17 protein-coding genes are annotated in these 20,580 nt (G+C 40.1%); 12 read left to right on the top strand and 5 right to left on the bottom strand.

Going from position 1 to position 20,580, the window contains the following annotated elements:
- Nucleotides 1-315 carry a type II toxin-antitoxin system RelE/ParE family toxin gene (locus SYJ56_RS14635; protein WP_323835317.1) on the bottom strand — a complete coding sequence of 105 codons (315 nt, stop codon included), beginning with the start codon at nt 313-315 and terminating at the stop codon, nt 1-3.
- Entirely contained in the window at nt 306-551 is a 246-nt protein-coding gene (locus tag SYJ56_RS14630) for a hypothetical protein (RefSeq protein ID WP_323835315.1), read from the bottom strand. Before SYJ56_RS14630 ends, SYJ56_RS14635 begins: the two co-directional genes overlap by 10 nt.
- A gap of 136 nt (nt 552-687) precedes the next feature.
- On the opposite strand from SYJ56_RS14630, the gene gldB reads away from it, so the two are divergent.
- On the top strand, nt 688-1,701 hold the full coding sequence (gldB, locus tag SYJ56_RS14625) for a gliding motility lipoprotein GldB (RefSeq protein ID WP_465038394.1): 1,014 nt from the start codon (nt 688-690) through the stop codon (nt 1,699-1,701).
- Nucleotides 1,702-1,850: 149 nt separating this feature from the next.
- Here gldB and SYJ56_RS14620 read toward each other — a convergent pair whose 3' ends face one another.
- From SYJ56_RS14620 to nth, 3 genes are read right to left on the bottom strand one after another with little or no spacing between them, the layout of a single operon-like run.
- Complete coding sequence (locus SYJ56_RS14620) at nt 1,851-3,074, bottom strand: glycosyltransferase family 4 protein (RefSeq protein WP_323835313.1); 1,224 nt, start codon at nt 3,072-3,074, stop codon at nt 1,851-1,853.
- Nucleotides 3,071-4,846 carry an asparagine synthase (glutamine-hydrolyzing) gene (gene asnB / locus SYJ56_RS14615; RefSeq protein ID WP_323835311.1) on the bottom strand — a complete coding sequence of 592 codons (1,776 nt, stop codon included), beginning with the start codon at nt 4,844-4,846 and terminating at the stop codon, nt 3,071-3,073. The genes SYJ56_RS14620 and asnB overlap by 4 nt, the downstream gene beginning before the upstream one ends.
- A complete protein-coding gene (gene nth / locus SYJ56_RS14610) occupies nt 4,846-5,517 on the bottom strand; it encodes an endonuclease III (protein WP_323835309.1) in 672 nt (223 codons plus the stop codon). Before nth ends, asnB begins: the two co-directional genes overlap by 1 nt.
- Before the next feature lie 528 nt (nt 5,518-6,045).
- Between nth and SYJ56_RS14605 the strand changes: the two genes are divergently transcribed.
- The 11 genes from SYJ56_RS14605 to SYJ56_RS14555 all read left to right on the top strand — a co-directional run bounded on the left by SYJ56_RS14605 (nt 6,046) and on the right by SYJ56_RS14555 (nt 20,579).
- On the top strand, nt 6,046-7,164 hold the full coding sequence (locus tag SYJ56_RS14605; protein ID WP_323835307.1) for a P1 family peptidase: 1,119 nt from the start codon (nt 6,046-6,048) through the stop codon (nt 7,162-7,164).
- A 123-nt stretch (nt 7,165-7,287) separates the two neighbouring features.
- Complete coding sequence (locus SYJ56_RS14600; RefSeq protein WP_323835458.1) at nt 7,288-9,147, top strand: heavy metal translocating P-type ATPase; 1,860 nt, start codon at nt 7,288-7,290, stop codon at nt 9,145-9,147.
- A 23-nt stretch (nt 9,148-9,170) separates the two neighbouring features.
- Entirely contained in the window at nt 9,171-9,611 is a 441-nt protein-coding gene (locus SYJ56_RS14595; RefSeq protein WP_323835305.1) for an SRPBCC family protein, read from the top strand.
- Between the two features lie 6 nt (nt 9,612-9,617).
- Nucleotides 9,618-9,938: a cupin domain-containing protein gene (locus SYJ56_RS14590; RefSeq protein WP_323835303.1), complete on the top strand. Its 321-nt coding sequence runs from the start codon at nt 9,618-9,620 to the stop codon at nt 9,936-9,938.
- Nucleotides 9,939-10,247: 309 nt separating this feature from the next.
- Complete coding sequence (gene ggt, locus SYJ56_RS14585; RefSeq protein WP_323835301.1) at nt 10,248-11,945, top strand: gamma-glutamyltransferase; 1,698 nt, start codon at nt 10,248-10,250, stop codon at nt 11,943-11,945.
- A gap of 14 nt (nt 11,946-11,959) precedes the next feature.
- Nucleotides 11,960-13,258, top strand: a complete 1,299-nt coding sequence (locus SYJ56_RS14580) for an APC family permease (protein WP_323835299.1) — start codon at nt 11,960-11,962, stop codon at nt 13,256-13,258.
- A gap of 172 nt (nt 13,259-13,430) precedes the next feature.
- Nucleotides 13,431-13,622, top strand: a complete 192-nt coding sequence (locus tag SYJ56_RS14575; RefSeq protein ID WP_323835297.1) for a hypothetical protein — start codon at nt 13,431-13,433, stop codon at nt 13,620-13,622.
- 177 nt (nt 13,623-13,799) lie between these two features.
- On the top strand, nt 13,800-15,176 hold the full coding sequence (locus tag SYJ56_RS14570; protein ID WP_323835295.1) for a sensor histidine kinase: 1,377 nt from the start codon (nt 13,800-13,802) through the stop codon (nt 15,174-15,176).
- Nucleotides 15,177-15,578: 402 nt separating this feature from the next.
- Nucleotides 15,579-19,292 carry a sensor histidine kinase gene (locus tag SYJ56_RS14565; protein ID WP_323835293.1) on the top strand — a complete coding sequence of 1,238 codons (3,714 nt, stop codon included), beginning with the start codon at nt 15,579-15,581 and terminating at the stop codon, nt 19,290-19,292.
- Nucleotides 19,285-20,199 carry a sensor histidine kinase gene (locus SYJ56_RS14560; RefSeq protein WP_323835291.1) on the top strand — a complete coding sequence of 305 codons (915 nt, stop codon included), beginning with the start codon at nt 19,285-19,287 and terminating at the stop codon, nt 20,197-20,199. Before SYJ56_RS14565 ends, SYJ56_RS14560 begins: the two co-directional genes overlap by 8 nt.
- Nucleotides 20,196-20,579, top strand: coding sequence for a response regulator (locus tag SYJ56_RS14555; protein WP_323835289.1), 384 nt, complete (start codon nt 20,196-20,198; stop codon nt 20,577-20,579). The genes SYJ56_RS14560 and SYJ56_RS14555 overlap by 4 nt, the downstream gene beginning before the upstream one ends.
- The last annotated feature ends 1 nt before the right edge of the window (nt 20,580 follow it).

The raw sequence follows: 20,580 nt of genomic DNA, 5'->3' as shown, positions 1-20,580 counted from the left end.
TTAAGTCTCACTTATTTTCACTGGATTTTGGCGACAGTCAAATACATTTACTATTTCAATTCTATTAGATTGATAATTTATCCAATAAATAATCTTATAATTTTTAAAAACAAGAAATCTAAAATTTTGAGGGCGATCTTCTAAAAGCATTTCAATTACTCCCATTTCGGGATTGTTGATTAGATTTTTGGTTACATCAACTATGCTTGTAACAAGTTTTCGGGCAGTTCGCACACCCGCTTCTTTACTATAATAAGCATAGATATCGAACAATTTATTCTCAGCAAATAGTGTCCAAAAAATGGTCAATTCCATTTTTCGATCTTGGACTTGAGGTCATTGGATGAGATAATATCTTCCTTCCTGGAGTCTTCCATAGATTCATCTATCTCTTGATTGAACTCTTCTAAGCTCATTGGCTTAAGGTTTTTTTCAAACAGCTCAGCCTTTTTTCGTTTAAGTAGAATTTCAAGACCTCTCACTATTTCTTCATTCTCTACTCGCAGAAATTCTTGAACGAAGGCAATTTTTCGGGATTCTAGTTCCATCATTTCCAGATTTTTAGTTCAATCAAATATAAGCAATATTGATTCCGTTGTTTGATATCACAAGTTTGATAAAGTATTGAATAAGTTAATCTATTCAAATCTTACCATTGCAATTCCTATTTTTGAAAAAAACTCATTCATGCGTATTTCCTACACACGATATTTATACTTTTCGCTTATACTGGTCATAGCTTTCGCCTGCGGCAAAAAGGAAGAAGGCTGTGAGCTTTCTTCTGAAATCTTGGACCAAGACCTAACGGTCAATATAACCCGTTTAGAAAATGATTTTTTCACAGCAAAATCAGTAGAGGAATTCAAGTATTTGTTTGAGGAGCACCCAGAATTCACAAAGGAATATCTGCAGATGGATCAATATCCAAGTCCAGACAGTTTAGCAGCTGAGCTTCTGACTATCCATCAAGATTCATCGATGAAGGTGCTTTATGATTCTGTGGAAGTGGCTTTTAGAGATTTTTCCGACGTAGAAAAAGATCTTGAAAATGCGTTCAAAGTCATCAAATATTACTTTCCGCAATTTCAAGTGCCAAAAGTATACACCTTTACTTCAGGTTTTAACTCTGATTTGATTGTGACCGATGATCTGATCGTTATTGGATTGGATTATTTTTTACCTCCTACACATACTTTCCAGCCAGAACTTCCTCGGTATATGGCTGAGCGATATGATCGTCCATACATTGTTCCTATGATAGTGATGGCAATTTCAGCCCGATTTAATGAGACAAATCCTCAGGACAACAGGCTGCTTGCTGAAATGATTTATTACGGTAAAACTTATCATTTCACTAAGGCTATCTTGTCATGTACATCTGACCAATACATCATAGGCTATACTCCTGAGGCGATTACTGAAAGCTTTGATAATGAGGAATTAATTTGGTCCCATTTCGTAGAAAATGAGTTACTCTACGAGACAAACCCTTTCGAAATCAGAAAATACATAGGGGAAGCCCCGTTTACAGATGCAATTAGCACTAAAGCTCCAGGCCGTTTAGGTAGATGGTTGGGCTGGAATATTGTGGACGATTACCAATTTAATCAAGATGTTCCTCTGGATGTATTGATGTCAGAACCTGACGCTGAAAAAATTTTTAGAGAGTCAGGATATAGGCCAAGGAGGCCAAATGAGTAGATGAACTTAACAGTCAGCTTTTTGAGGGATTTTAACTGGTTTTTATATGTTAAAGCAAAATAATTTTTTGAAACATCTAAAAATCATGGGGGTAAGGTCTAGTTATAAAAATAGGTAAGTCGGTCAAAAAAAGTTGATAAAACAAGATCTCAACCTGCTAAAATGATCACTCCATCATGGGGGGCAGGAGGATTCTTTCCAAAAGAAATTATTTGTTTTAAATGAGCAATCGCATGTTCTTTAGTAAAATGCTGTTCAGCTAATTTCCTTGAATTCTTACCCATTATTGCGAGTTGATGGGGAGCTTGCTCCAGTTCTTCAAGCATCGAAATAGCTATCTCTATTTTTGAAGGGAGGCAAGTCACTCCAAGTTGGTGATTCTTAACCAAATCATATACCCACCCTTTGTGGTTGACCATGATAGCCTTTCCTGCTGCTATTGCATCAAAAAATTTATTGGGACTGTTGGTTTTTAGCACTGGCAAATGGGCAAAAGATATCCATGCAAAGTCAGCCAAACTGAGTATCTCATTAACTTTTTCCTTTGAACCAAAAGGAATGAAATGGACGTTAGAAAGTGAATTTTCTGAAGCGATTTTTTTTAGTTGAGTCTCATGACTTCCTTGTCCCATGATTAAAAACTGCCAACTTTTGCCTCGATTAATTGACAGTTCAGCTAGCGTTAAGAGTTCTTCTACAGCATTTATCCGTCCCAAAGCTCCTGTGTAAGCAATTGTCAGAGAATCCACCAGCCCATATTTTCTTAGTAGATTTTCACTTTTATCTACAGGGAAAAAACTATCCAAATCGGAGAAATTTGGAATCAAATGAATTTGTTGTTTTGGAGTAACTTTTCGTAAGTGTTCTGCAATACCTGGAGACAGTGCTACTAAACTTAAGGCTTGCTGATAGATCTTTTTCTCTAATGATATTAAGCTTCGTTTCAACAGTGGATTTTTGATAGCCCCCACTTCAATGGGCGCCTGTGGCCATAGATCTCTGACTTCAAAAATATAAGGAATCGCTAGAGTCTTTTTCGCCCAAAGCCCGATTAATCCTGTGGTCAGCGGAGTGGAAGTGACGTACAATAAATCAGGTCTAGGAAGCTTTTTAATTAATTTCTTAGCTTGGCGCACGTAACTCAAAAAGGATAAAATACGCCTAAAAAACCCGAATTCCTGGTTGTAGTTCACTGGAAGATAATGGACTTTGATTCCGTCTATCCATTGTTGATCGTAGCCAGTTTGCGATCCCCCCGTGATCATTTCCACGTCATGGCCTATATCCACCAGTCCTTTCGCTAGGTGATAAGAACGGACGGCTCCCCCTTCGGCGGGAGTTTTGAAATATTGATGGATATAAATGATCCTCATAGCTTATGCAATTTCACCCATTCTGCTAGTAAAAATAAATTGTAAAGGGTTAAAAAATGATGTTTTACGCCAAGTTCAGGTTTAGCGGCTAGTGATCTCATCTTTTCAGGGAATTGTTCGCCATGAGTTTTTTCGAACGATTGGATAGAACTGAAAACACGCTTGGAAAATTCTCCCTGCTCTGAAAACCATTCTTGCAGAGGAAGCCCAAATCCCATTTTCCTACGTTCAGCTATCCATGCTAGATCAAGTTCCTTAAGTAATTGCCTGATCCATGGTTTACCTTTTAGCAATTCTTCATTTTTTACATTTCTCCATAATTGCAGCATGGAAGCATCCAAATACGGTGACCTGCACTCTATGCTATGCGCCATCAAAGAATTGTCTTGGATTTTCAGTACATCTTGAACTAGATATACTTGTCTGTCAAAATCCAGCATTTGAGAATATTCAGGTAAAGTTCGATTAAAAATCCTGTCGTAATCTTCAATCAAATCATCTGGGATATTTCCCAAAGCTGAGAAATTGAGAAAGGTCTTACGAGGATCTGCACTAATGGCAGAAGCAAACTTCTGATATCTTCTCCCGAGTGGGAATTCCTCCAAAAGACCTTGAAATCTCAGTAAGATACCTTTATGCTTTTGGTAAAAATGAAAGGCTTTATGTCGCTGATAACCTCCCCAAAGCTCGTCTGCTCCAGCTCCTGAAATCAAAACTTTCACGGACTGTTTCGCTTCTTTTCCAATCATCCAATTTAGAAACCCTGCCGAATCTCCAATTGGCTGATCTATTGATTTCAAGTATTCATCCCAGCTTTCCCAAAAAATTCTTTGATCAATTTCTATAAGATTATGCTTTGAAGGAAATTGCTTTGCGAAGTGTGTTGCAGAATCCCCATCTGCATATTTCTTCCGATAGCTATGCTCTATCTGGATTGTATAGGAAGGCAAAATTGTCCCGGTTTTTTTATACCAAAGTGCGTAAAGCAATGAGCTATCGGCTCCTCCACTTAGCTGAACTCCAACTGGTACATCAGCATGAAATTGATTGATGACGATATCGGTAAGAGTCTTCTTAAATATGTCAAAAGTTGGTTCGGAAGAGCGCTTATATCCATTCGGAATATTTTCCCAATGAAAAGCTGAATGACTCAAGATTTTGCTGAAGCGCTCAGGTTTCCATTCATGAATGCCCTTATAAAAAGTATTGCCTAAGAGTGGCGCTCTGAGATAGAAATAAGACTCATATTGCCTAGCATCTATCGCAGAAGACTTCAGGCTTTGAATGCTACTACATTCAGAAGAAATGAACAGTGTATCTGGGTTTTGAGCATAATAAATGGGTTTTTCCCCATTCCTATCACGAGCTACAAGCACAGATTTTTCAGCCAAGTCCACAAAAATCAAGGCAAACATACCATGAAGTTTCTCCAAGCCTTTTGCTCCAAAAACACGAAGAACATGCAGAACTACTTCTGTGTCTGATTGTGTGACGAAGGCAATCCCCATCTGAATCAGGAGATTTCGGATTTGCTGATAATTGTAGAGTTCCCCATTCCAAATCAGTAGAGAATTCCCATCTGGAGCCATGAAGGGTTGGTCAGCTTCAGAGCCTGTGTGTAAAACCTTTAACCGATTTACCCCAATCCAAAGACCCGGCCACGGGCTAAAGCTGCCATGCTGATCGGGGCCACGGTGCATGCTATGCTCAAGCATGCTGTTAATTGCCTGCTCATTCGCTCCCTTTCCCCAAATCAGGTGAATTCCACACATTAATTTTCCATTTCAACTTTGGTGATCTTGCCTTGACTTTTCTCAAAGTACCTGCATAAATGAGTCAGTGAGCATTCCTCACACTTTGGACGACGCGCCAGACACACATATCTACCATGCAAGATAAGCCAATGATGAGCGATATGTACATACTCTTTGGGAATGTGTCGGATGAGTTGCTTTTCGACTTCCAAAGGTGTTTTGGCCGTCTGGGATACTAAGCCAAGTCTTTTCGAAACTCGGAAAACATGAGTATCGACGGCCATATTTGGTTGATTCCAGACTACCGAAGTAATCACATTGGCTGTTTTTCTACCCACACCCGGAAGCTTGATCAATTCTGGAACAGTAGAGGGCACTTCTCCACCGAAATCCTCGACAAGCATTTTGCCCAATCCTAAAAGATGCTTGGTTTTATTATTCGGGTAAGATACGGTCTTGATGTAGGGAAAAAGCTCATCAAAATTCGAAGCTGCCAAAAACTCAGGTTCAGGGAATTTCTTAAATAAGGCTGGGGTGACCATGTTGATTCTTTTGTCAGTACACTGTGCTGAAAGTACAACTGCCATCAACAGCTGGAAGGGATTTTCATATTGAAGTTCCGTTTCTGCAATTGGCATATTCTGACGAAAGTGGTTGATGATGGCTTCGTAGCGTTCTTTTTTCAGCATTTTCTTGTGAGTTTTTAACCACTGAGTTCACAGAGATTTGCACAGTGGGCACTGTAACAATTCATCTTGCTTTTCCAGAATGTACATCTAATTTGAATTTTCATTCCCATTAGGGAAGTCCCTAATTCATGCATTAATTCTGATTGCTAAGCAAAATGCTAATTTAAAAGATGCGCACACCAATCCCATTTGTCAGCGAAAAAATAGGTTGAATAATATTTTATACGATTAGAAATTTCCCATAAACCAGAATAGTATATTATGTGTATCCGCTTAACTGCACTTGTGTCTTTGGGGTTAATGCTAGAAGTTCAAATTTGGCAATTCCCCCTTTCTTAAAAGGGGGGAGGGGGATTTCCCCATGATTATAACCAGACATAATTCTGGCACATGCATTCATCCGATTAAGATATAGTAGAAGTTCAAATCTGACTGAAATGAAGCTGAAATATTGACTATTGGGTGAATTGCTTCGCTAAGTGGTTTTTTGGTGAAGACATAAAGTTTAAATTCGGGAAATCACCGGCTATGAAAAAAACCTGTTTCCTGATTATCCTCTTAATTTCCTCTGTTTTCAGCTCATTTGCCCAAGAAAGACCCCGTGAAAAAGGAATCATTTTCGGAGTCCTTCCTACAGGTTCGTTAAATGCAATCACCGATGTGCGCGGAGTAAAAGTGGGCCATCTAACCAAGATAGAAGGTGACAATATCCGCACGGGAATAACCGCAATATTGCCCCATGATGGAAACATTTTTCAGCAAAAAGTTCCTGCGGCTATTTACGTGGGCAATGGATTTGGGAAACTTGCAGGAACTACGCAGGTACAAGAGCTCGGCAACATTGAGACACCGATTATTCTTACCAATACACTAAGTGTGGCCGCTGGAATTGAAGGAACGGCTCGGTATACGCTGGAACAAAAAGGAAATGAGAATGTCCAATCCGTGAATGCTGTGGTGGGTGAGACGAATGATGGCTACTTGAATGATATCCGTGGAATGCATATTTCACCTGTAGAAGTAGTGGAAGCCATTCAGTCTGCCGAGTCAGGTAAAGTCGCTGAAGGAAATGTAGGTGCAGGGACAGGGACGGTTTGTTTTGGCTGGAAAGGCGGTATAGGAACTTCATCGAGAAAACTTCCTGAGCGTATGGGAGGATATACAGTTGGTGTGTTGGTTCAAACCAATTTTGGAGGGAATCTGCAGATCGATGGTGTTCCAGTTGGCGAGAAAATGGGCAAATATCCCTTTCGGGATGCTATGGAAAAATCGGATGGAAGCTGCATGATTGTGATTGCTACTGATGCTCCGGTTCTAGATAGGAATCTGGAGCGGATGGCAAAGCGCGCTATGATGGGACTGGCAAAAACCGGCGGTATTGCGTCAAACGGCTCAGGAGATTATGTGATTGCATTTAGCACTGCAGAAGGGCTTCGCATTCCTTACACTTCTCAAAATGGAACGCTGGAAACAGCAGAATTTGTAAGAAATGATGATATGTCAGGCTTGTTTATGGCAGTGATAGAAGCTACCGAAGAGGCGATTATCAATTCGTTGTTTGCTGCGCAAAGTATGGAAGGAAAAGAAGGGCACCGGGTTGAGCAATTGCCAATTGACCAAGTGATGAACTTAATGGAAAAAAACTAAACAAAGAGCTAATTGGAAGTTAAAGATAAAGACTGTTGTGCTGTTGAACAGAAGGCAGACCACCAAGAGCATGCGCACGATGACGGTCATGACCATGATCACTCCGTGGCGGAGAGTGAAAGTATGTTGAAATTCTTTACGCCAGCTATTTTTTCATTTGTCATCTTGATTTTGGGTCTTGGCTTAGACCATGTTTTTCCCCAAGATTGGTTTTCCGGTTACGTAAGATTAGGCTGGTATCTCATTGCCTATATTCCTGTTGGGCTGCCTGTACTTAAAGAGGCGTTGAAGAGCATAACCAAGGGCGATGTGTTTTCGGAATTTTTTCTGATGGGAATTGCTACGATTGGTGCATTTGCTATAGGAGAATATCCTGAAGGAGTGGCGGTGATGTTGTTTTATTCAGTTGGTGAAGTTTTTCAGGGAATGGCCGTTAGAAAAGCGAAAACCAATATAAAAACCTTGCTCGATCAGCGACCTGATGAAGTGACTATTTTGGAAGGGAACGCTACTAGTACCATCAAAGCTACGCAGGCAAAAATTGGAGATATTATTCAATTGAAGCCTGGAGAAAAGCTAGGCTTGGATGGAGAGTTACTATCGGAGAGAGCATCATTTAATACTTCTGCTTTGACTGGAGAAAGCAAGCCTGATTCCAAGGAGAAAGGCGCTTTAGTTTTGGCAGGAATGGTGAATCTGAATACCGTGTCCCAAGTCAAAGTAACGACAGCTTACAAAGACAGTAAACTTTCAAGGATTTTAGAACTGGTGCAAAACGCCACTGCACAAAAAGCACCGACGGAACTTTTCATCAGAAAATTTGCCAAAATCTATACACCAATAGTGGTTTATCTCGCTATTGCAATTTGTTTTCTCCCCTATCTTTTTGTGCAGGATTATGAGTTCAGCGATTGGCTTTATCGAGCGTTGATTTTTCTGGTGATTTCCTGTCCATGCGGACTGGTGATCAGTATTCCGCTTGGATATTTTGGGGGAATTGGGGCAGCAAGTAAAAATGGCATTTTGTTCAAAGGAAGCAATTTCTTGGATAGTCTGGCAGAGATCAAAGAAGTGGTGATGGACAAAACGGGTACAATGACGGAAGGAGTCTTCAAGGTGCATGAAATCCATCTTCAGCCTGAATTTGAGAAAACAAAAATCCTTGATTTCGTCAATGCGCTGGAAAACAAAAGTACCCATCCTATTTCCACAGCAGTCAAGGATTATGTAGGAGCGATTGATTCTGAGATTGTATTAGAGAATGTAGTGGAAATTGCAGGACATGGGTTGAAAGCTCAAGTTGAGGGCAAAGAATTACTTATTGGGAATTTCAAGTTGATGGATAAGTTTTCAATACCCTATACTCTAGACACTACCAAAATAGTCTATACAATGGTGGCGATAGCATACGGGAGAAAATTCGCAGGCTATTTGACTATCGCAGATCGCATAAAAGTGGATGCTCAGCAGACGATTGATCGCTTGAAATCCATGAATATTGGCATCACCATGCTGAGTGGAGACAAAAGCAACGTGGTAAAATTTGTGGCGGACCAGTTGAGCATTCCCAATTCATTTGGTGAATTACTCCCAGAGGATAAGGTGGACAAAGTCAAGGAGATCAAAGCCCAAAAAGGAACCGTTGCTTTTGTCGGAGATGGAGTAAATGATGCACCCGTTGTGGCAATTTCGGATGTGGGAATAGCCATGGGAGGCCTGGGCAGCGATGCAACTATTGAGACAGCGGACGTAGTGATCCAAGATGATAAACCCAGTAAAATTCCAATGGCAATTTCTATTGGTAAAAAGACGAAGCAAATCGTCTGGCAGAATATAGGTTTTGCTTTTGGCATAAAAGTCCTTGTATTGATTCTAGGAGCACTGGGATTGGCAACGATGTGGGCAGCTGTTTTTGCCGATGTGGGAGTAGCGCTGCTGGCAATCCTGAATGCGATACGGATTCAGAAAATGAAATTTGAATAAGTTTCAGTTCAAAACAAATGATCATGAATTCATCTGAAGAAAAAATCGAATTGACCCGGATCTTTGAGGCTCCGATTGGCAGGGTTTGGGAAGCACTCGTAAATCCCGCAGAGCAGAAAAAATGGTATTTTGATTTTGGCCCCAAATGGAAGTTAGAGGTGGGTCAGGTATTTGAATGGGAAGCGGGCGATCCCGCAGCCAAAATCTGGCTTCACAGAGGAAAAATCAATGATGTAGTGAATGGCAGAAAATTAGTGCATAGCTGGGAATATCCAGGCTATATAGGCTATTCTATTTTGACCTGGCTACTTATTTCCCAAGCTCCCAACCGAACAGAATTAAAACTTTGTCATTTTTTCGAGGTTCCATTTGATCCAGCCATACCAGCTCTTCAAAAAGAACAATTTGAAAAAGGTTGGAATTATATTGTGAATACGAGTTTGATGGAATATTTGGAAAAGTAGCATATCATGGAAAAGGTAAACATCAACGAGAAATTTGACCTGATAAAGGAGCTTTGGTCTCCGAAAATAATCGGAGAGCTAAATGGTCAGGATGTTAAATTGGCCAAAGTCCAAGGTGAGTTTGTTTGGCATAATCACACCAACGAAGACGAGCTATTTCTGATCATAAAAGGAACACTCAAGATTGATTTGGAAGGGGAGTCAATTACGTTGAATGAAGGGGAAATGCTTGTAATTCCACGGGGTGTAGAACATAGCCTGTGGCAGAAGAGGAAGCATGGATTCTACTGTTCGAACCTCAAAGCACGAAGCATACCGGAGAAGTGAAGTCGGAGTTGACAGTGGAGAAGTTTGAAAAAATTTAACCTGAATTCCTTCGTCTGGATCCAAGAAAGTGAAATTGGCATCTAAGTAATATTCTTTGAACAGCAATAGAAATTTTCCGCTAATCACAACTTCATAATAGGATCTGGGATTTTCTCTTATTTTTACCCAAACCACTAACTCAACCTATAAATTACATGAAATCGAGCATGTTTCAGGCAACACACAAAGGGATGATTGTAAACCATGAGAGATTCTCCCTAATCGAGTTCGGGACAGGCTATGTGACCATTAGAAAACAATTATAAACACATGAAAAAACACTTCATCAGAAATGTCGCATTTGGCTGTTCAATGCTTCTTTTCTTACTCATCAATTCAGCAAATGCCCAGACCTATGCTGAAAATGGAATGGTTGTATCTGATCATGTGATCTCCTCACAAATTGGTGTAGACATATTGAAAAAAGGGGGAAATGCCATAGATGCTGCCGTCGCTACAGCTTTTGCGCTGGAAGTGACGCATCCAGAAGCAGGGAATATCGGTGGCGGAGGCTTTATAATATTTATGAAATCAAATGGAGAAGTCACCACTTTTGATTTTCGCGAAAAAGCTCCTTTGGCAGCAAGCCCAACCATGTTTCTGGATGATAATGGAGACATTAAGGATAATTCAAATCATAAGGGACTTTTAGCCGTGGGCGTCCCCGGAACGGTGGCCGGACTCTATCAAGCTCATCAAAAATATGGAAAACTCCCTTGGGCAGAATTGGTAAAACCCTCCGTAAAACTAGCCAAGCATGGATTCACTATGTCTTTTGGCCTCTACAATGCTGCCGTTCGAATGACAGATCGCAATCCGTCAGAGGATATTATGAAAAATTATTTTCATGGAGAAAATGGAGAGATCGTAAAGCCGGGAGAAACCTGGAAACAAGCTGCACTGGCAAAAACTTTGAAGGAAATCCAAAAGAAAGGAAGAGATGGATTCTACAAAGGCTGGGTGGCTCAGGAAATCGAAGATTATATGAAAGCCAATGGCGGCATCATTACCCGTGAGGATTTGGAGAAATATGAAGCTGTGGAGCGAGAGCCTGTAAAGGGCACTTTCAACGGCTATGAGATATATTCCATGCCTCCACCAAGTTCAGGGGGAGTTGCGCTGATCGAAATGTTGAATCTTATGCAAGAAGCCAATATCTCTCAAGTGGAATTCAACTCCACTGCCTACGTTCATCTGGTAGCTGAGGCGATGAGAAGAGCTTTTGCTGATCGGGCGGAGTACTTAGGTGACCCTGATTTCAATCTTGATATGCCTTTGGACAGATTACTCTCCAAGGAATTTGCGAAGAAGCGATTTGAAAATCTTGATATGAGCAAAGCGTCCATCTCTGATCCAGCTCAATTTGGACATCCGTATGGAGGAGATAATACCACTCATTTTTCGGTTGTAGACAAAGAGGGTAATGCTATCTCGATGACTTATACTTTAGAAAATTCATATGGGGTGAAAATGGGTTCAGAGAAATTGGGCTTTATTTTCAACAATGAAATGGGGGATTTTAATCCAGTACCTGGAGTGACTACTACAACGGGACAGATAGGCTCTGATCCTAATTTGGTAGCTCCTGAAAAACGCATGCTATCCAGTATGACCCCGACAATCGTGGCAAAAGACGGAAAACCATATTTGGTAATCGGAAGCCCAGGGGGAAGGACAATTATTAATACCGTTTTCCAGACGGTATTGAATGTCCTAGCTTATGATATGCGTGTAGATCGGGCGATAGAAGCTATGAAAATCCATCATCAATGGTTGCCAGATCGTATTTTGTATGAGCGTAATTTGCTTTCCCCGGATACTAGAGATGCACTGGAAAAAATGGGACATACACTCACTCCTACCACTAATATCGGTGTGCTGATGGGTATTACTTACGATGCTTCCACAAAACTATACACAGGTGCTGCTGATTCTTCCAGTGAAGATGGAGGCGCCAGAGGCTATTAAGGCTGCTTATTACCATGGATAAAGAAATAGGGTTAAAGCGGGAAATAGGTGTATGGGGTCTTTCGGCTAATATCATCAATATCATTGTAGGGGCGGGAATTTTCGTGCTGCCGGCTATTGTAGCCGAAATCATGGGGTCATCGGGAATCTTTGTTTACCTATTCTGCGGATTCCTGATTGCTTTGGTGATGCTGTGTTTCGCAGAGGCGGGAAGCAAAGTAACCCGTTCAGGAGGAGGATATGCCTATGTCGAAACTGCTTTTGGACCTTATACTGGATTTTTGGCTGCGGTATTTATGGTAATGGGCAGTGCCTTTTCTGATGCGGCAGTAGCAAATGCTTTAATTGAATTAATCGGGTTGGCATTCCCGGTTTTCAATAATCAATTCATCAGGGTTTTACTCCTGTTTTTGATTTTTGGTGGCTTATGCTTATTGAATGTGATTGGGGTGAGGCAAGGAATTGGATTGGTGAAAATCAATACTGTCGCGAAACTTACACCATTGATCTTGCTGATATTTTTCAGTTGGAAAGATGTTTCTCTGGCAAATTTATATTGGGAGACAGCTCCTTCATTCGCAACTTTTGGTGAGGCTTCCTTGATATTATTCTTTGCTTTTCAGGGTGGAGATGCAGGGCTTACTGTGGGAGGCGAAATCAAAAATCCACAGAAAACAGTTCCTAAGGCTATTTTCATAGGCATCACATTCGTGTTGATCCTCTACATTCTAATTCAAACTGTTTCTCAGGGAGTCTTGGGAGATCAGCTACCGCAATTTAAGGAAGCTCCCTTAGCATCCGTAGCAAATGTGGTGTTCGGGCCAATAGGCTACACGCTCTTGTTGATCGGCGCAGGAGTATCTATGTTTGGGATGCTGAGTGGAGAAATATTGAACCTGCCAAGAGTGATCTTTGGTTTGGCAAGCGATCGGGTTATTCCTTTGGAAAAATTGGCTGCTATCCATCCCAAATTTAAAACTCCTTATGTATCGATTTTACTTTATGCGGGAATTGGTTTTACACTTGCTGCTATTGGAGGTTTTCGTCAATTGGCTGTGATCGCTTCAGCAAGTATGCTATTGGTCTATTTAGGGGTAGCGTTATCAGTAATTAAGTTGAGGAAAATGGATAAAGGTATTTCAGAGAATTTCAAAATTCCATTTGGGTATACCGCTCCCATTTTATCAGCAGGAATTATTCTCTTTTTCCTTTCTAACCTAACAGGATACGAGAAGACGGGAATTCTTATTTTTATACTGGCACTTACTTTAATATACTACTTGGTAAAGCTACTTCCAAAGAACAATGAATAGCATGAAAATCTCTTAGCGCTATGCTCCCTAAAAGCTTCCGAAAATGGTAAGAGCAATAAACTCTATACTTACGGAGGATTGTCGTTTAAGTATGCTGATCAGAAAATCTGCTTCGGTTATAATGGTTTAACGATCATTGAAATAAAAAATAAATCAAAATTTAAAGTAACATATGGGACTATTTTGGAATCTAATTCAGCAAAGTCAAATCCAAGATCATAAAACGAAAGCCGAAACACTGGAGGCGAGAGTCAGAAACCTAGAATGGGAATTGGCCAATACAAGAGAATTATTGGTTAATGCCTTAAAAATTCTAGAAGAACAATCAGGCAAAGACATCAACGGAGATGGAAAAATTGGATAATATCACACTTGATGCATGTCAAATTATTAATGCCTGGCGATTTTACTTTGCGGTGATAGAGGAGATATAGGAAAACGACAAAGTTAAACAGACTAAGTATTCAAAGGCATCTTCTTCTGAAATTATTATTATTTTGCCTATTACTTAGTCCTTATTTTTAATTCAAGCTCTGTTTACATGGATTTTATACTTCTGATTATTGCCTTTAGGTATCTGCAAACCCATGAGCAGACTAAGCAGGTTTATCCTGAGTGGCAAAAGTTTTTTTTTAAGTGTTTAGTCGCCGCAATTATTCTACTGGTTATCCAGCTAACCTTTCATTCACTAAGAGGTTTCTTGACGTGGGTTTCTCATGCAGCATCGTTATATATTGTTTATGCGGCATATAATCAAAAGGTATTTGCTCCGCTGAAACATTTTGTCTATGCCGTTTTCCCTTTAATTTTAATCTACATTCTTCAGAATTTTACGGAGCTTGTTGCTCCTGATTTTTATGAAAGCTATGAAGCTTGGTTCAAGACAGCGCAGCTATTTACATGGATATGGCTGGTAGCTCAATTTATAATCAACCGCAAACAGCGTAAAGCTCTGGAAATAGAGCGGATAAAGGCAGCTCAGCAAGAACTTCAATTTAAGCAGTCGCAGAAACTAAAGGATGCATTGGAAATACAAGTAGCTGAGCGGACAGCAGAAATCACCGCTCAAAAAGAAGCATTGGAGAAGACGCTTCATGAACTCAAAGCTACCCAATCCCAACTGATACAATCCGAAAAAATGGCTTCTCTCGGTGAGCTCACAGCAGGAATAGCCCATGAAATTCAAAACCCACTGAATTTTGTAACCAATTTTTCTGAATTGAACAGGGAGCTTCTCGGTGAGTTGAAAGTCGAATTGGAAAAAGGAGATTTAGACGAGATAAGACTAATTGTGAGGGATATCGAAGGCAATGAGGAGAAAATTATCCACCATGGAAAGCGGGCAGATGCAATCGTGAAAGGAATGCTCCAGCATAGCCGCAGTAGCAGTGGAGTGAAAGAGCCGACTGATATCAATGAACTGGCAGACGAATATCTTCGCCTATCCTATCATGGACTCAGAGCCAAAGACAAATCATTCAATGCCAGTATGGAAACTGACTTTGACGAGGCTATAGGTACTGTAAATGTGGTGCCTCAGGAAATGGGAAGGGTGATTCTGAATTTGGTAAATAATGCCTTTTACGCAGTATCCGAAAAGAAAAACCAATTGGCGGAACTTGGAAATTCAGATCTTTTCAACAGCTATAAGCCCACTGTGTGGCTGACGACAAAGAGAACAAGTCATGGCATTGAAATCAGGGTGAAGGATAATGGCACAGGTATGCCAGATGCTGTAAAGGAAAAGATATTTCAACCTTTTTTCACCACCAAACCAACCGGGTTGGGTACCGGCTTAGGCCTTTCACTGAGTTATGATATTGTGAAAGTACATGGTGGAGAATTGACTGTGACTAGTCACATCGGAGCATTGGAAAATGGTGAAGAATCCTGGACCGAATTTCTTATTTCCCTTTAAAACTTACTAGGATATCAACCATAAAAAGAAATTTCAAAATTGGACTTTTCAAATTTCAAATTATTGTTCAATAATTTGAATAACGAAGGAATAAAGCGTTTTCAAGAATTTAAAACAGTTGAATCAATATCAAAAAAGTGCAAAAATTGTTTTTTGAAAAGCATTTTATATAGCATAAAATATATTTACCTTCTGAAATTATTTTCTGGATATCTAAGCCAAAAGATATATACCAACTTGAGTTTTTACGATGAGAAACTTTCTCTTTTTTCTGAAAGGTGTGTTACTTCTGTTTTCTTGTTTTGAGGAGCAGCCGATTAGGACGTTAGTACCAACCATTCTTGATAAGGGCATTCCAAAAGCTATTGCGGAAAAGGTTTTAAAGCCGTTTTTTATAACACTATGAATCAAAGCTATCATCTTATATTTAGTTATTTCTACATTCTAAGTCTGATAGCATTGGCTACAGCATGCCAACAAGGGCATGAAGTTCCTTTTCCGGAGAACCCTTCCCAATACCAAAAACCTCTCGTGAAGCCTTTTGAAATACCAATTGGAAAACCTTTAAAATGGAATAAAATTCCTTCGGAAAAGGTGCCTAAACCAGTAAACCATCCAATTGATTTTAGTAAGCTCCCTTCTAAGCCATTTGACATAATGGATTTTAAACCTCTGAAATCTCCTCCTCAAGCTATTCAGATTGCTTGGGAAGATGACGAAGAGATACAGCTAAACCTGGATACAATTCCAGGAGTAGCCATTCCTGTCAAAAAACAACTACTTCTAGAACCACAGATCACCAAATTGGCATTTCTTTCCAAATCAGACTTGTCCAATGCAGGAATATTGAGAATAGGGCAGACAGAGGGCTTAATTGGAAATAGAGTTTACGCGATAGTAACTGATCTCAATGGAATTATTTGGATATCTACTGAGCTAGGTCTGTCGAAGTTTACTGGAGATCAGTTTGAAAATTATAATGTGCTACCCCGCAATCCAGATGGACTAATAGATACTATTGTTGATTTGGAGATTGGAAATGATGGCAGCTTGCTGATTTTATCCCAATTATCAGGTGTCTATGTCCTTGACATTAATCATAGCTTGATAACAAATTATCAGATTGGGACACAGTTTGCCAGGATAAATGAGGATGACTCAGGATTGTTTTGGCTGGGAAATCTTAGTTCTGGTGTACATTTTCTAGATCCCTCCACCAAGAAGCTCCATTCATTAAAATTCCTAAGCGAACAAAGTAATAGGACATATGCAGGAGTTTATCAGGATAAGTCCAAAAACCTCTGGTTCGCAATGAGAGGCAAAATCGGAGTTCTAAACCCTGAGCGTACGTCCGTAAAATTTATCTCAAAAAAAGCCGGAATAGAGCCAAGTACTTTTTTCTATGGGTTTACCGAGAGCTCTACAGGTGAAGTTTGGGTGTCATCATTTGAGGAAAGCCCCATTGCCATTTCCTTGGGCGAAAACACCCTCACTAGATTCGGACCAGAACAGGGTTTTTATGGCAATTCCTTATCGATAACTTTTGATGTGCATAACAGGGCTTGGATCACAGACAACGACACAATTACTCTCTACGATCCTGAAATGCAAAAAATCAAGAAAATCCAGACCGGTGCAAGGTTTGTTACCTCTGAATTTCCTTCGGCTACTATGACTGATGCTATTGGTAACGTATGGATTGGAACAGAAAATACCGGCGTTCTTTTGATTAATCCTGAAGGAATGCTTTCTCAGCACTTTAATGCAAACAGCGGTTTAGTAAATGATGAGGTTTGGGGTATAGAAGAAGGTTCAAATGGCATGGTTTGGATGGCGACTTATGAGGGAATAAATATTTATGATCCTGTGAAGGAGCGAATCTATCTCTTGAAGTTTCCTGGAAATGCAAACATCAACAACCATCGATCTATTTCTAGGATATCCGACCATGAACTCTTGCTGGGCAGTTTTGGTGGTTTCACGCTTATTAATTTAAATACTAATACGGCATTCGTTTATGAGTTAGATACAGATGTAGCAAGAATCGCTTGGAAGTCAATTCGTGACTCCAATGGAAATATTTTGCTGGGAACAGTTGACGGGGTATTAAAATTTAGCCCAGACCTCACATCTTTAGAAAAAATTGATGAGTTTTCGGGACTTGCATCCAACCGTGTATGGCTGATAGAAGAAGATAAAGAGGGTCGAATCTGGCTTGGTAACGATATAGGAGTAGATATTGTAGATCCAGGATCTGGGCAGGTAAGCTACCTAAGTGAGCGTACGGGCTTGACCAGCGACTATACCTCTATTATGATCAAAACCCACAACGGTGAAATGGTAATCGGTGGTGATGCTGGATTCTCGATCATTGATTTGTCAAGTAGCACAATCACAAACTTAACTCCAGACCATGGCCTGGATCCGCCTGTGATGTACGATATGGTGGAAGTGGGAGAAGGCCTGCACATCGGCTCAGATAATGGCATTATAGTAGCCAGACGACCTCTAAAAGATGATCCAAGATCTATGTGGCGCTTTTATAATTATGGAAAAGGTGAGGGATTTCCGTTTAATGATTATAACCAGGCGACTGCAACTTACACTTCAAACGGGAATGTTTGGTGGGGTGCCGCGCCAATAATGTCTGTGAACACACAAGTTCCGAAGATCGACACGCTGCGCCCAGCTGTGGTACTTACTAAAATTAATATCATGGATCAGAATCCTGATTTTCTGGGGACAAATTTTGTCAAAAGTCTATTCACTGATGAAGATTCTATTTGGAATACCGATCACACAGCGTTTTATACCAAAAAAGATATTCCAAACGACAGTAGTTATTTGATTCAGAATCAAATCCACTGGGATAGTGTCGATTTGGTCAGTAAAATGCCAGTGGGTTTAGTACTTCCATTTGATCAAAATTCCATGAATTTTTCCTTTATGAATCAGGACGTATTGGGAAGGGATAAAATAGTATATCGGTATATTTTGCAAGGCGAAGACAAGGCTTGGTCGGAAATAAGCGCTAGAAGTACCACTCAAAACTACTATAATCTTTTGCCAGGAGAATATACTTTCAAAGTAGCAACCCGGGGCTTTAATGGCCTATGGAGCGAGCCGGCAAGTATCAAATTCACCATCTCACCTCCTTGGTGGCAGACTTGGATAGCTTACGTGATTTTTGCTTCGCTAATGGCAGGGTTTATCTATGCTATAGTCCAAGTGCGGTCCAAGTACCTTCAGAAAGAAAATCGTATTTTGGAAGAGCGAGTATCACACCGAACAGCCCAGCTCAAGAAGAGTATTGACAATCTGAAGAATGCTCAAAGTCAGCTTGTACAGTCTGAGAAAATGGCCTCTCTAGGTGAATTGACTGCTGGAATTGCCCATGAAATCCAAAATCCATTAAATTTTGTCAATAATTTCTCTGAGGTAAGTGGAGAGCTTCTTGCGGAAATGCGAGAGGAATTAGAAAAAGGTGACATAGACGAAGCCAAAGCCATCAGTGTCGATCTTCAGCAGAATTTGGATAAAATAAATCAACATGGTAAGCGTGCAGATGCCATAGTCAAAGCAATGCTACAACATAGTAGGGTTAGTGGTGGCAACCGAGTTTTGACAGACATCAATATGCTAGCAGATGAATATTTCCGTCTGGCCTACCATGGTCTGAGAGCAAAAGACAAATCATTCAATTCCTCAATGAATACAGATTATGACCCCAAAGTTGGTCAAATCGAACTCGTTGCTCAGGAATTAGGTAGAGTATTACTTAATTTAATCAATAATGCTTTTTATGCAGTAATGGAAAGAAAGAGTGAAAGCAAAGAGGGTTATGAACCATCTGTTCAGCTCACTACCAAGCGAAAAGAGGATAGGGTAGAAATCACAGTTAAAGACAATGGAAAGGGTATTCCTAGGTCAGTGAAGGAGAAAATATTTCAGCCATTTTTCACCACCAAGCCGACAGGGCAAGGTACTGGCTTAGGTTTGTCAATAAGTTACGATATTGTAAAAGCACACGGAGGTGAGATTCTTGTAGAAAGTAAGGAGGGAGAAGGCACAGAGTTTTGTATTCGATTACCGATAGATTCCCAAAAACATGAATAAGGTACAAGATAGTATTGAAGAAAATAAAGAGTTAAAACGCTTGCTTGGTGTACGAACGCTAGAGCTTGAGAAATCCCTGAAAGAGTATCAGGAACTCCAAGAGCAATTACTTTTGCAGGAGAAACTAGCAAGCCTTGGCCAATTGTCAGCAGGAATCGCTCATGAGATCAAAAATCCGATAAATTTTATAAACAATTTCTCTGAAGTAAGTATAGAATATGTAGAGGAGATCGTAGAGGAACTAGAAAGGCTTGAGCAAAATGAAACACTTAAGGGAATCGATGACTTGTTACAAGACATTAAGGCAAATCTTGAAAAAATCCTCCAGCACGGAAAGCGGGCTGATGGAATAGTTAAGTCCATGTTGATGCATTCCAGAGGTGGCCAAGGGGAATTTACCCCAACAGATCTAAATGCCTTAGTAAAAGAGTTTGTGAATCTGGCTTTTCACGGCATGCGTGCCAGTAAAAATCCTATTAATGTAAGTTTTGAATGGGATTTGGATCCTGATATAGGATTGGTATCTATCATTGCGGAAGATTTCAGTAGAGTGATTGTCAATCTGAGCAATAATGCCTTTGATGCGATGAGAAGCAAGATCAATTCACTTTTGGAAGGTGAAGAAAACCCCAGCTATCAACCCAAGCTGACCGTAAGAACCAAGCAGAAAGAGAATAAAATAATTACCGAAATAGAGGATAATGGTGCCGGAATACCAGAACCGATCTTAAACAGGATTTTAGAACCATTTTTTACTACAAAAAAAGGAAAAGAGGGTACAGGTCTCGGCTTGTCGATAACTCAAGATATAGTGAAGGCGCATAAAGGCACCTTATCCATTTTATCTAAAGAGAGAGAATTTACCAAATTTGAAATAACATTACCATCCATATCACCAACACCATGACAAAAATATTAATAGTCGATGATGAGCGAGACGTAGAATTACTTTTTCGTCAGAAGTTTAGAAAAGAAGTCAGAAGTGGACTTTTAGAACTTGTGTTCGCTTTTTCAGGCGATGAGGCGCTTCGCATAATTGATAGCGAACATCCACCTCAAGTTGTTTATGTATTTTCAGATATCAATATGCCTGGCATGACTGGGCTAGAGTTATTGAATAAAGTCAAAAGCCAATTTCCCTTCATAAATGTAAGTATGATCTCCGCATATGGAGACACTGAAAATTTCAAAAAAGCAATGGAGTATGGTGCCAAAGAATTTTTCACAAAGCCGATAGATTTTGATTCGCTAAGACAGGAAATCGGTAAAATCATCAACCAAAGGTAGA

The organism is Algoriphagus aurantiacus (assembly GCF_035156405.1).
GTDB classification, from domain to species: Bacteria; Bacteroidota; Bacteroidia; order Cytophagales; family Cyclobacteriaceae; genus Algoriphagus; species Algoriphagus aurantiacus.
Note: the sequence above shows the minus strand (reverse complement) of the source record. Positions and strands in the feature narration are given on the sequence as shown.

Coding starts and splice junctions, on each gene's coding strand:
- SYJ56_RS14635 (WP_323835317.1), bottom strand. CDS start 315: ATGGAATTGACCATTTTTTGGACACTATTTGCTGAGAATAAATTGTTC.
- SYJ56_RS14630 (WP_323835315.1), bottom strand. CDS start 551: ATGATGGAACTAGAATCCCGAAAAATTGCCTTCGTTCAAGAATTTCTG.
- gldB (WP_465038394.1), top strand. CDS start 688: ATGCGTATTTCCTACACACGATATTTATACTTTTCGCTTATACTGGTC.
- SYJ56_RS14620 (WP_323835313.1), bottom strand. CDS start 3,074: ATGAGGATCATTTATATCCATCAATATTTCAAAACTCCCGCCGAAGGG.
- asnB (WP_323835311.1), bottom strand. CDS start 4,846: ATGTGTGGAATTCACCTGATTTGGGGAAAGGGAGCGAATGAGCAGGCA.
- nth (WP_323835309.1), bottom strand. CDS start 5,517: ATGCTGAAAAAAGAACGCTACGAAGCCATCATCAACCACTTTCGTCAG.
- SYJ56_RS14605 (WP_323835307.1), top strand. CDS start 6,046: ATGAAAAAAACCTGTTTCCTGATTATCCTCTTAATTTCCTCTGTTTTC.
- SYJ56_RS14600 (WP_323835458.1), top strand. CDS start 7,288: ATGTTGAAATTCTTTACGCCAGCTATTTTTTCATTTGTCATCTTGATT.
- SYJ56_RS14595 (WP_323835305.1), top strand. CDS start 9,171: ATGAATTCATCTGAAGAAAAAATCGAATTGACCCGGATCTTTGAGGCT.
- SYJ56_RS14590 (WP_323835303.1), top strand. CDS start 9,618: ATGGAAAAGGTAAACATCAACGAGAAATTTGACCTGATAAAGGAGCTT.
- ggt (WP_323835301.1), top strand. CDS start 10,248: ATGAAAAAACACTTCATCAGAAATGTCGCATTTGGCTGTTCAATGCTT.
- SYJ56_RS14580 (WP_323835299.1), top strand. CDS start 11,960: ATGGATAAAGAAATAGGGTTAAAGCGGGAAATAGGTGTATGGGGTCTT.
- SYJ56_RS14575 (WP_323835297.1), top strand. CDS start 13,431: ATGGGACTATTTTGGAATCTAATTCAGCAAAGTCAAATCCAAGATCAT.
- SYJ56_RS14570 (WP_323835295.1), top strand. CDS start 13,800: ATGGATTTTATACTTCTGATTATTGCCTTTAGGTATCTGCAAACCCAT.
- SYJ56_RS14565 (WP_323835293.1), top strand. CDS start 15,579: ATGAATCAAAGCTATCATCTTATATTTAGTTATTTCTACATTCTAAGT.
- SYJ56_RS14560 (WP_323835291.1), top strand. CDS start 19,285: ATGAATAAGGTACAAGATAGTATTGAAGAAAATAAAGAGTTAAAACGC.
- SYJ56_RS14555 (WP_323835289.1), top strand. CDS start 20,196: ATGACAAAAATATTAATAGTCGATGATGAGCGAGACGTAGAATTACTT.